The 12,087-nt window shown below is 67.8% G+C and carries 8 protein-coding genes; all 8 read right to left on the reverse strand.

Annotation, left to right across the window (positions count from 1 at the left end; all coding sequences use genetic code 11):
- Nucleotides 1-73 precede the first annotated feature (73 nt).
- The 8 genes from ACO07I_RS13555 to ACO07I_RS13590 all read right to left on the reverse strand — a co-directional run bounded on the left by ACO07I_RS13555 (nt 74) and on the right by ACO07I_RS13590 (nt 12,084).
- Complete coding sequence (locus ACO07I_RS13555; RefSeq protein WP_422018151.1) at nt 74-3,550, reverse strand: AAA family ATPase; 3,477 nt, start codon at nt 3,548-3,550, stop codon at nt 74-76.
- The gene (locus ACO07I_RS13560) at nt 3,550-4,824 is read right to left on the reverse strand and encodes a metallophosphoesterase family protein (RefSeq protein ID WP_422018249.1); all 1,275 of its coding nucleotides are present in this window, start codon (nt 4,822-4,824) and stop codon (nt 3,550-3,552) included. Before ACO07I_RS13560 ends, ACO07I_RS13555 begins: the two co-directional genes overlap by 1 nt.
- An 8-nt stretch (nt 4,825-4,832) precedes the next feature.
- On the reverse strand, nt 4,833-6,908 hold the full coding sequence (locus ACO07I_RS13565; protein ID WP_422018153.1) for a hydantoinase/oxoprolinase family protein: 2,076 nt from the start codon (nt 6,906-6,908) through the stop codon (nt 4,833-4,835).
- A gap of 4 nt (nt 6,909-6,912) precedes the next feature.
- Complete coding sequence (locus ACO07I_RS13570; RefSeq protein WP_422018251.1) at nt 6,913-7,614, reverse strand: ABC transporter ATP-binding protein; 702 nt, start codon at nt 7,612-7,614, stop codon at nt 6,913-6,915.
- 11 nt (nt 7,615-7,625) lie between these two features.
- Nucleotides 7,626-8,375, reverse strand: a complete 750-nt coding sequence (locus ACO07I_RS13575) for an ABC transporter ATP-binding protein (RefSeq protein ID WP_422008461.1) — start codon at nt 8,373-8,375, stop codon at nt 7,626-7,628.
- On the reverse strand, nt 8,372-10,246 hold the full coding sequence (locus ACO07I_RS13580; RefSeq protein ID WP_422008463.1) for an ABC transporter permease: 1,875 nt from the start codon (nt 10,244-10,246) through the stop codon (nt 8,372-8,374). The genes ACO07I_RS13575 and ACO07I_RS13580 overlap by 4 nt, the downstream gene beginning before the upstream one ends.
- 175 nt (nt 10,247-10,421) lie before the next feature.
- Nucleotides 10,422-11,627, reverse strand: a complete 1,206-nt coding sequence (locus ACO07I_RS13585) for an ABC transporter substrate-binding protein (protein ID WP_422008465.1) — start codon at nt 11,625-11,627, stop codon at nt 10,422-10,424.
- A gap of 76 nt (nt 11,628-11,703) precedes the next feature.
- Nucleotides 11,704-12,084 carry a hypothetical protein gene (locus tag ACO07I_RS13590; protein WP_422008467.1) on the reverse strand — a complete coding sequence of 127 codons (381 nt, stop codon included), beginning with the start codon at nt 12,082-12,084 and terminating at the stop codon, nt 11,704-11,706.
- Nucleotides 12,085-12,087: the final 3 nt, after the last annotated feature.

Raw genomic sequence — 12,087 nt, forward strand, 5'->3', positions numbered from 1 at the left:
TTCTTTCCTCCCAAACTCAGCGGCGTCACTCTTGAGCAGGAAGGGGGAATCAGCAAGCGGCCAGACTCGGCGATCACGCTTCCATTTGGTGAAGGCGGGCCGTCGGACAGACGCGCAGGGCGATTTCCGCCAGGTGGCGATGATGGGTGAGGTAGATCACCTGTCCGACCCCGGCCATGTCGGCGAACAGGCGGAAGGCCTCCTCCGCGCGGAAGTCGTCGAACGACTCCATGATGTCGTCGGCGACGAAAGGTACCGAGGGGCGTGACCGGGCAAACTCGTGATAGCCGGCAACCCGGAGCGCCAGGTAGAGCTGGAAGCGGGCGCCTCTCGACAACTCCATCGCCATCTTCGAGCGGCCGTCCGCGCCAACGGCGATCAGCGTCTCTCCGTCCTTGTCCGGCTGCGTGGCCAGGCCCTCATAGGTTCCGCGGCTGATCGTCCTGAACGCATCCGACGCGCGCGCCATCATCGAGCTGCGGTGCTGTTCGCGATAGGCCCGCAGGGCGTGCTCGGCAGCCGCAGATCCCAGCCTCAGCCGCAGGTAATGCAACGCCTTGTCCTCGACATCGAGCTGCGTCGTCCGCCGCTGCTCCTCAATCCGGGCAACCGCGTCGTCGCCTCCGACGGCTTCGACGGCGTCCGCGGCTTTGCTGTGCTCGGAGAAGAGATCGCGGCTGCGCTGGTCCAGATCGGCAGACCGCGGCTTCAACGCGGCCAGTTCGGCTTCGAGGGTGCCTCGCTCCAGGCCGTCGAGCAGCCGTTCGGCCTCGTCGATCGTCGAGACGTGCAGCATCGCCAGAATATCGCGGACCGCCGCATCGTACTGTTCCTGCAAACCGCTCCTTCTTTCGATGGCTTGCAGTTTCACAGCCACCTCGCCGAGCGACTGGACACCGAAGAACCCCGTCCGTTCGGCCTTGAGCCGCGCGTGGATGGCGACGTCCTCGGCGAGAGTGCGTTGCTTTGCCAGCGCCGCATCGAGGTCGCGCGTCTTGCCGATACGCTCCGCCTCGGCCGCGCGCGCCGCATCGACGCGGCGCTGGATTTCGCGGGCAAGATCGAGGGGTGCGAGCCCCGCCGAGGCAACGCCTAGCTCCCCGGCCATGGCCTCGAGTTCCACGGCAAACGCCGTCTGGTCGTTCTCCATCTTCTCGATCCGGTCAGCAAACCCCGCGCGCTTTTCGAGAGCGGGGCGCAACTCGACCAAGGCCGCCAGGATATCGCGGACCGCACCCATCGACGGCATCGGGTCGGCATCGCCCAACCAGCATCGCTTGCATGCAGCCTGCCAGGCATCCGCCCACTCGTTCCTAGAGGCAGCAACTTTCTCCACCTCCCGCTCGCGCCGCAACAGCTCGCGCTGGCGCGCGGCCAGCGCCGTCCGCAGGGTCTCGAGTTCACCCTCCCGGTCGATCGCGCCCTGTGCCGTTTCCAGAAGCCCCTCGAAGCTTGCCTCCGCTTCGACCGCGATGCCTCTGGCGACGAGGGCCGACGTGAGCCTGTCGCGCGCCATCCTCGCGTCCGAGTCCGCCTGTTCCCTGTCGTGTTGCGCGGAGAGAAGGTTCGCTCGCACGTCCAGGGCCGAGGCGCGCCGCGACAGCCAGGCCTCGAGCTGCGGCAGGGTCATCGTGACCGGCAGCGCCGGGGACGCATCGGCGAGCGCCGCCGCGATCTCGTCGCTCCCACGCTGCAAGACCGCCGCCGCCGCATCGCGCAGGCCCACGGCGCGCCCAAGGGCCTGCTCCGCCACCACGAACGCACGGCTCACCTCCTGCAGCTTGACGAGGTCGGTCGTGTGTCCGAGCCGGGTCGTCGTCACGATGTCGTCCTGACGCAGGGCCGCCTCGAACGTATCGGCCGAGGCGTCGTCGAGGGTCCGTCGATGGCTGGCCCAGGCGCGCTCCCGCGCCATGCGGACCTCGCTTGCTTCCTGATCGCCGACGACGCCGGTGACACCCAGCGCGTCGCGCTCTGCCTTGATCCTGTCGCGCTCGGCGGTCAGCCGCTCGATATCGTCCTCGTGCCGGTCGAGCTGCCGTTGCGCGGCCGCAGTCTCCTTCTTCCACCGCTCGATGGTACTGGCGTCCGGCAGTATCAACGCCGCCAGCTGCTCGACATCACCCGACCAGGGGTGCAGGTCGCGCAGTCGCTCGTCCAGCACTTGCCGATGCGTGGCAAGCGCGCGGTCGGCGAGCCGCCGCCGGGCCACGTGATCGTCGGCGCGCAGGGCAGCGACGACCGGACCGAGCGTGTAGGCAAGGCTCGACGGGCTGCGTTCCCTCTCGCTGGCGCCTCCAGCCTCCTCGAGTTGGCCCCGTGCTTCCTCCACGCGGTCTCTGGCGGCGTCGAGTTCGGTCTCGGCGGCCTTCAGGGCGGCCTCGATTCCCGACCAGCTTTCGATCAGCGTTCGCAAGGACGCCGCGATGGACGCACCCAGCAGCAGCCTGCCCGGCTCCGGCTCGTCCTTGCGTTCGATCCGTTCGAGGATGCCGGAGATGACGAGATCGACCTCCCGCGACTGCAGCCGACGCTCCGGGATGTCCTTGGTCGCCGTCACATATCGGGCCCGGAGATCGGAGAGGCCGCTGAACCGTTCGGTCAGGGCGAGCGCGGCCGGATCGACGACGATCGCCGCCAGCTCACCGTCCAGCCTCGCGACTTCGTCCTCGACAGCCTGGGCCCGCGTCTCCAGGGCGATCTCATCCTTCTGCATCCCGGGCAGCTGCTCCGCCCAGTCGCGCGGGATGTCCGGCAGATCGGCGAGCGGCAGGAGACGTTGGCGGATGTCACGCAGCTCGCCAAGGCGCGGAAGGGCGATCAGCAGTCGCTCGATCTCGCCGCACCGGGCCGCGATCCTGGCGCGTTCTCCCAGGACGTCGTTGTATAGGCTGAAGGCCTTGTCCCGTGTCGCGACCAGCTGGGCATATTGCGCGGCAAAGGTGTCGATCTTCTCTCGTTCGGCCCGCAACGTCGCCAGCCGGGCCTTGAGATCGGCCAGCTCTCCGCTCCGGGCGCGGTATTTGTAGAACCTGTCGGCTTCGCCGCGGATCTCCTCGAGGTTGCGGCCCAGATCGGACAGGCCGGCGCTGGCCGAAAACAGCAACTGGCCGAGATCGCCCTTGCTCGCGAGGATGCTTTCGCCGCCCTTTTCCAGCGTGTCATCGTCGAGCGAGAACATCGTCCGGTAGGAGTCGCGATCGATGTTGCCCAACTCTGCCTGGATGAGCGCCTCCGGGACCGGCTGGTCGCCGGCGTCGAGGAGGCTGTTCTGGGCTCGCTTCACCCTGACCAGTTCCCGGGGGCCGCGCACAAGTTCGAGCGACGCGCCAATGCGCATCGTGGGATAGGGATGAAGGAAGTTGAAGCGCGACCGCTGCTCGATTCCGAACAGAAAATCCAGGAACGCCGCCAAAGCCGTCGACTTACCCGCCTCGTTCGGACCGTAGATGATGTGGAGATCGGGCGCGCCCTCCTCCGCCGGGCCGAAGTCGATGCTGCGCCCGGTGAACCGGCCATAGCGCGTGAGGTCGAGCCGCCTGAGGCGCATCAGCCCTCTCCGGTTTTGGCCTGGGCCTGAAGCCGGGCAAGCACATCGTCGGCGCCGTCCTGGGCCAGCGACAGAACGAAGTCCCTGAGACCCGCCTCGTCGGCACCGAGGAGATGCCTGCATTCCTGCGGCAGTTGCCCTCTCAGTTCCTCGCCGATCTCGAGGGCCTCTCGCTGGAACGCGTCGGAGCGGACGATTTCGCTCTCGATCAACCGGCGCAACTCCGCGATCGGGTCGCCCGATGATACCGGGAGCGTGCCCGAAGGCTGGCACTCGATCTCCAGCTTCTCGACGCTGCAGGCGCCCATCGCGGCGGCGCGGTGCTCCACATCGGCCCTCAGGAGATCGAGATCGCTGCGGATCCGCCACGCCAGCGGGGTCTTTCCGACGATCTTCAATCGGACCACGAGATGACCCGCCGCGACACTCGCCCGGGTCTTTTCCATTGCTTTGGCAACCGCCGCGATCAGGTCGCGCCATTCGGCGATCCCGCTCGCGTCGACGACGGTCCTCTCGAACTGCGCCACGTTCGTGTACCGCTCCTCGATGCGGATCGAGCCGTCATCGGCGATCGTGCCCAGGGTGACGGACCGGGCGCCGGCCTCGTTGATATCGCGGCCCTGGGGATTGCCGGGCATCACGATGGTACAGGGACCGTCGGCGACGAAGCGCTTGTGAACATGGCCGAGCGCCCAGTAGCGGAAGTCCGTGGCGCGCAGATCGGCGACGCTGCACGGCGCATAGGGATCGTGGCCGGGCGCGCCGGCCAAGCTGGTGTGCAGAATCCCGACGTTCACCGCCCCCTCGACGGGCGGCTTGTAGCGCGGCAGCAGGCTGTCCGGGGCGTGAGGCTGCGCGAAACTCATACCGTGAATCACCACGCGAGGATTGCCGGCCGCCCCCTCGACGGGAACGGCCTCGGCGCGGCCGCTGAAGACCTTGACCGACTCGGGCAGGACCAGTTCCTTGGTGATGCGCGACAGCGCATCGTGATTGCCGCGAACGATGAAGACCCGGATACCCGCCTGGTCCAGGCGATGAAGCTGACTCGCGAAATAGCGCGCCGTCTTCATCGACGTCTGATCGCCATCGTAGAGATCGCCCGCGAGGAAGAGCGCATCGACCTCCTCGGCGAGGCACAGATCGATGATTCCGGTGAATGCCTGGCGCGTCGCGTTTCCGATCAGATCGGCAAGCTCGGGATTGCGGAGCGCCAGCGATCGAAGCGGTGAATCCAGATGAATATCGGCCGCATGCACGAAGCGAAACGCCATCGATATTCCTACCTTGTCGAGGTCTGGATCGTGTCCTGGCGGCTCACCGAGATCAACAGATTGCCGAGCCCGTCCTGCCGGACCGTGTCGCCCGGTTCGACGACGGTCGTGCAATCGAGCTGTTCGAGGATTGCCGGGCCCTCCAACGTGGCATCGAGCGGCAGCTTCTCACGGGCATAGACCGGCGTCTCGTGCCACCCATCGCTGAACCAGACGCGGCGCGTGCCGAGCCTCGCGGCGTCGAGCGTCGCTGCGCGCTCGGTGGCGGCCAGCGCGGCCAGCGAGATTTCCGGCCGCACGCCGATGACGGCGGTGTGCAGGTTGACGAGCACCGGCGGGATCTCCGGCAGTTCGATGCCGAAGCGGCGGAAGTAGGCAGCGGCGAAGGCCTTGTGCAGACCCGCGACGCCGATGTCGGCGCTGTCGACGCCGACCGACAAGATGTGACTCTGCCCCTGGAACTGCATGTCGGCCGAGAGCACGCGGCGCAACTCGCGCACCGGCACGCCCTCGCGTGCGATCGTGGCCTCGCCTTCGCTCGCCTGCTCGGCATAGATGCGCGCCACCGTCGCGTCGTCGACGGCTGACAGCGGCTTGTTCACGGTGCGCACATAGTCGTGGCGCAGGTCGGCCACGACGCAGCCCAGCGCATTGGTGATGCCGGGTCGCACCGGCACCAGCACGGTCGGGATGCCCAGCTCGCGCGCCAGCGCCGTCGCGTGCAGCGGGCCGGCACCGCCGAAGGCAAAGAGGGCGAAGTCGCGCGGATCGTGGCCGCGCGACAGCGACACGAGACGCACCGCGCCGGCCATGCGGTCGTTGGCGATGCGCAGGATGGCTGCCGCCGCTGACTCGGCATCGAGACCGAGCCGCTGGCCCACCTTTTCCAGTACGAGACCGCGCACGTGATCGAGCGTCACGGGATGATCGACGCCTAAAAGCTTGTCGGGGTTGAGCCGGCCCAGCACCAGATTGGCGTCGGTGATGGTGGGCTCCGAACCGCCGCGGCCGTAGCAGATCGGTCCCGGCCGCGCGCCGGCGCTCTCGGGTCCGACCCTCAGCATGCCCGCCGCATCGACCGAGGCGATGGAGCCACCGCCGGCACCGATCGTGTGCACGTCGACCATCGGCACGTGGATCGGCATCGCGTATTCCAGCTCGAGTTCGCCCGAGACCTGCGGTACGGCATTCTCGATCAGCCCGACATCGGTCGAGGTGCCGCCCATGTCGTAGGTGATCAGGTTGGGATGGCCCGAGGCCCGGCCGGTATAGGCGGCTGCCATCACGCCCGAGGCCGGGCCGGACATCACCGTATTCACCGCCGCCTCGGCGATAAGCTGCGAGGAGATGGTGCCACCGTTGCCCTGCATCACCAGCAGGTCGCGGTCGTAGCCCTTGGCCTTCAGCTCCGTGCGCAGGCGCGACAGGTAACGGTCGAGCACCGGCTGCACCGAAGCATTCACCGCCGCCGTCACGCCGCGCTCGTACTCGCGATACTCCGACAGGATGGCGTGGCCCGCCGTGACATAGGCATTCGGCCACAGCACGCGCACGATCTCGGCGGCGCGGCGCTCGTGTGCCGGGTTGATGTAGCTGTGCAGGAAATGGATGACGACGGCCTCGCAGCCCGCCGCCAGCAGCGCCTTCGCGGCCTCGGCGACCGCGGCCTCGTCGAGTGCCGTCAGCACCTTGCCGTCGGCGTCCATGCGCTCGGGCACTTCGAGCCGCACCTCGCGGTCGATCAGCGGCGTGAAGGTGCCGCGCAAGCCGTAAGCCTGAGGGCGCGTGCGGCGGCCCAGCTCCAGCACGTCGCGGAAGCCCTTGGTGGTGATGAGCCCGACCTTGGCGATCTTGCGTTCGAGCACCGCATTGGTGGTGGTGGTCGTGCCATGCACCACGGCCTGCAGCAGCGCCGGATCGAGCCCCGCCGCCGCCAGCGCCGCCATGAAGCCGATCGCCTGGTTGTCGACGGTGGTCGGCACCTTGGCGAGCTTGACCTCGTTGGTGGCCGGATCGATCGCCAGCAGGTCGGTGAAGGTGCCGCCGACATCGATGCCGACGGTGAAGGTGCTCTTGGACGCCATGGGGTCAAACCGAAAGATATTGTTCACGGAGGGAGTCGTTGGCGGCCAGTTCGGCCATCGAGCCACCGAAGCGGATCTGGCCCTTCTCGATGATGTAGGCGCGGTCGGCGACGCCCAGCGCGAAATGCAGGTTCTGCTCGCACAGGATGACCGACACGCCCTCGCCCTTCAGCGCCCGGATGGAATTGGCCATCTCCTCGACGATGATCGGGGCCAGCCCTTCCGACGGCTCGTCGAGCAGGACGCAGCTCGGATTGCCCATCAGGGTCCGGGCGATGGTGAGCATCTGCTGCTCGCCGCCCGACATCCGCCCGCCAGGCCGTTCGCGCATGCGGGCGAGGTTGGGGAACAGAGCGAAGAGCTTGTCTTCCGTCCAGAGCGGCACGCCGGCCCGCGCCGCCTGACGGCCGACTTCGAGATTCTCCATCACCGACAGTTCGGTGAAGATGCGCCGCTCTTCGGGCACGTACCCCAGGCCGAGACGCGCAATGCGGTACGGCGCCAGGCGCTCGATGCGCTGGCCGGCGAAGCTCACCTCGCCGCGCGCCGGCGGCACCAGCCCCATGATCGCCTTCATCGCCGTCGACTTGCCGGCGCCGTTGCGGCCCAGCAGCGCCACGACCTCGCCCGCGCGCACCTCGAGCGAGATGCCGTGCAGGATATGGGCGCGGCCATAGAAGGCGTGCAGGTCCTTGACCTCGAGCATCGGCGACGCGGTCAATGCGCGCTCCCGAGATAGACCGCGCGCACGTTGGGGTTGGCGCGGACTTCGGGCGGCGTGCCGCCGGCGATCAGCACGCCGCGGTCGAGCACGATGATGCGGTCGGCCTGGGTGAAGACCACGTCCATATCGTGCTCGGTGAACAGGACCGCGATGTTGCGCGCCCGGGCCAGCCGCGCCGTCAGCTCCATCAACGCGACGCGTTCCTTCGGCGCCATGCCGGCGGTCGGCTCGTCCATCAGCAGCAGGCGCGGTTGGTTGGCGAGCGCGATGGCGAGTTCGACCCGCTTCAGGTCGCCATAGGCCAGCACGCCGCAGGTGCGCTCCGCCTGGTCGAGCATGCCGACCTGGTCGAGCAGCGCATCGGCTTCGGCCGCGAACGCCGCACCGAAGCGCGACAGCAGTGAGCGCAGCCGGCCGGCATGCGAATAGAGCGCCATCTGCACGTTCTCGCGGACGCTGAGCGAGGCGAAGGTGGCGGTGATCTGGAAGGTGCGGCCAACGCCCAGCCGCCAGATCGCGCGCGGGCGCAGACCGACGATGTCGCGGCCTGCGAGGCGTACGATGCCGGAGTCGGGCACGAGCTGGCCGTTCAGCATGTTGAAGCAGGTGCTCTTGCCCGCGCCATTCGGCCCGATCAGCGCCAGCATTTCGCCGGCCGACACCGCGAAGGAGACGTCGGCCACGGCCTGCACGCCGCCGAAGGCCTTGTGCAGCCCATCGACCTGGAGCACGACCTGGCTCATGCCCGCTGCTCCCGCCAGCGCGCGACCAGCGCCTTCAGGCCACCGACCAGTCCCTGCGGGAACAGCAGCACGATCAGCAGGATCACGCCGCCCATCACGGCGCGCCAGAATTCGGTGTTGCGGGCCACGACGTCGCGCAGCCAGGTGAAGATCGCTGCGCCGACCACCGGGCCGGTCAGCGTTTCGACGCCGCCGAGCAGCACCATGATGAGCCCGTCGGTCGATTGCGCGATCGAGATGCTGGAGGGCGAGATGCTGCCCTTGGAGAAGGCGTAGACGGCGCCCGCCAGGCCGGCCAGCGCGCCGACCAGCACGAAGGCCGCCCATTGGAATCCGCGCAGGTCGATGCCGATCGCCTCGGCGCGCAGCGGCGAGTCGCGGCCGGCCCGCAGGGCATAGCCGAACGGCGAGAACAGCACGCGCCACAGGAAGACGATACCGACGCCGCACAGGACCAGCGCGAGATAGTAATAGGCGGTCTTGTCGGCGAGCCACGGCGCCGGCCAGACGCCGAACACGCCGTTGCTGCCGCCCGTGACGGAATCCCACTGGAAGACGATCGACCAGCTGATCTGCGCGAAGGCCAAGGTCAGCATGGCGAGGTAGACGCCCGACAGGCGCACGCAGAACCAGCCGTAGACGATGGCGAACAGGCCGGCGACCAGCGGCGCCAGCAGGAGCGCGGCTTCCATCGGCAGGCCGAAGCGCTTCATCAGCAGGCCCGCCGCATAGGCGCCGATGCCGAAATAGGCGGCGTGGCCGAACGAGACCATGCCGGCCGGGCCCATGATGAAATGGAGCGAGACCGAGAACAGCGCGAAGCAGACGATGTCGGTCAGCAGGATCGTGGTGTAGCGGTCGGCGACCAGCGGCACGAGGGCGAGCAGCACCAGCCAGACCAGCGCGAAGGTCCAGGACGGCACCTGCAGGCGCGGCGCCGGTTCGGCCGCCCGCTGCGCGGCCTGCGGCTTGCCCAGCAGCCCGTAGGGCCGCACGACCAGCACCAGCGCCATGATCAGGAATTCGACCACCAAGGTGAGCTTGGAGAACGATACCTCGAAGCCGAACCAGGTCACGGTGCCGATGCCGATGCAGAAGGCCTTTGCGACGCCGATGATGATGGCGGCCAGGAAGGCGCCGCCGATGCTGCCCAGCCCGCCCACCACCGTGACCACGAAGGCGTCGGCGATGATGGCGAGGTCGAGGTCGAGATTGGCCGGCTCGCGCGGGATCTGCAGCGCGCCGCCCAGCCCGGCCAGCACCGAGCCCACGAAGAAGACGGAGGTGAAGAGCTTGGCCTGGTCGACGCCCAGCGCCCCCACCATCTCGCGGTCCTGTGTGGCGGCCCGCACCAGCGCGCCCCAGCGCGTGCGCGTCAGCAGCAGCCAGACGAGCCCCAGCACGACCGGGCCGATGGCGATCAGCAGCAGGTCGTAGGCCGGAATCCGCCGGCCCATGATCTCGACCGCCATCGAGAGGCCGGGCGCGCGCGGACCGACGAGATCCTCGGCGCCCCAGGTGAACAGCGCGATGTCCTTGATCACCAGCACGACGGCGAAGGTCGCCAGCAGCTGGAACAACTCCGGCGCGCGATAGATGCGCCGCAGGACCAGCACCTCGATCAGGATGCCGACCAGCCCGACCGCGAGCGCCGACAGGACGACGGCGCCCCAGAAGCCGAGCGGCGTTCGCCCGAAGAACTCGATCAGCGAGTAGGCGCCGTAGAGGCCCAGCATGTAGAGCGAACCGTGCGCGAAGTTCACGATGCGCGTGACGCCGAAGATCAGCGACAGGCCGGCCGACACGAGGAACAGCGACGCGGCCGCCGCCAGCCCGTTCAGCAGCTGGATGAGGATGGAGGCGAGAGTCACGCGACGGCCACCTCAACTCCCGCCCCCGTCATACGGGGGAGGGCCGGGGAGGGGGAAAGCAACGCGAAGACAGAAGCGACAATCATACCGATAGCTCTCCCCCTCCGACCCTTCAGGCCACCTCCCCCGTCAGGCGGGGGAGGAAATGAGAGGGACGAAACCAACAGACGGGCTATCAGTTCTTCGGCCGCATCTTCTGGACGTCGGCGTCGCTCGGCAGGGCGTCCTTGCCGTCGACGAAGCGCCAGTTCTTCATGTAGCCCTTGCCGTCCTTCACGCCGATCTGGCCGACATAGGCGCCCATGGTCGACTGATGGTCGATCGGCCGGTACTCGATCATGCCGAAGGGCGTGATCAGCTTCAGGCCGCTCATGGCGGCGACCAGCTTCTCCTGGTCGAGCGAGCCCGCCTTCTTGATCGCCTCGGCGGCCGACATCACCGTCGCATAGCCGACCACCGAGCCCAGCCGTGGATAATCCTTGAACTTGGCCTGGTAGGCGTTGAGGAACTTGGTGTGCTCCGGCGTCTTGAGTTCGCTCCACGGATAGCCGGTGACGTACCAGCCCTCGGGCGACTCTTCCTTCAGCGGATCGAGATATTCCGGCTCGCCGGCCAGCAAATTGAAGACCTCGACGCCCTTGAACAGGCCGCGGGTCTGGCCTTCGCGGACGAACTTCGCGAGGTCGGGGCCGAACAGAGAGGAGAAGATCGCGTCGGGCTTGGCATCGGCCAGGGCCTGCGCCACGGCGCCGGCATCGATCTTGCCCAGCGGCGGCGCCTGCTCGGCGACGAACTCGACGTCGGGCTGCTTCTCCTTCAGCAGCTTCTTGAAGGCGGCGGTCGCCGACTGCCCGTACTCATAGTTCGGATAGACGATCGCCCAGCGCTTCTTGTTGAGCTTGACCGCGTCGGGAATGAGCATCGCCGTCTGCATGTAGGTCGAGGTGCGCAGGCGGAACGTATAGGCGTTGCCCTGGTCCCAGACGATCTTGTCGGTCAGCGGCTCGGCGGCGATGAACAGAACCTTGCGCTGCTTGGCGAAATCGGCGACCGCCAGGCCGACGTTCGACGGGAAGGTGCCGATCAGGAACGACGCGCCCTCGCGGCTCAGCAGTTCCTCGGCGACTCGCACGGCATCGCCGGGATTGCCGTTGTCGTCGCGGCTCACCACCTCGATCTTGCGGCCGAGCACGCCGCCGGCGGCATTGACCTCCTCGACCGCCAGCTCGATGCCCTTCTTGTAGGGTTCGAGGAAGGCCGGGAAGACCTTGTAGCTGTTGAGCTCGCCGATCTTGATCGGCGCCTGCGCGGCAGCCGGTCCGACGAGCGACAGCGCCACGAGCGCAGCGGTGCCGGCGAGCAGGCGATTGCGGGTCAGCATGACATCCCCCTCCTGAATAAGTGAAAAACTCCCCGTGAACCGACCCTAGCGAGGCCGGCCCCTCTCCCACAAGCGCTCAGTCGGCAAAGCTCGACCGTGCCTGTATTCCCCAATGACCGTCCTGCAAGGTCACGATGTAGATCGTCTCGAAGATGCCGAGCAGCGAACCGTCTTCGCGCCAGCGACTGAACTTCACCTTGAGATGGACCTTGTCCCGGCCGACATGGATCGGCGTGCGCTCGTCCCACGTGCTGTGATGCCAGCCATCGCCGGCGCGGGCGACGAAATCGCCCAGCTTGTAGTCGCCATGGTTCGGCCAGACGACGACCTTGCCGCCGGCCAGCCGGACATGCGGGAAGTTGCAGGCGTCGTTGACCGCCGGCTCGTCATGGCGATTGAGGCCGCCGATATAGTCGTCCATCACCTTCAGGGCGGCCGCGAGCGCATCGTTGCTCATCGT

The organism is Reyranella sp. (genome assembly GCF_965227665.1).
Taxonomy (GTDB): Bacteria; Pseudomonadota; Alphaproteobacteria; order Reyranellales; family Reyranellaceae; genus Reyranella.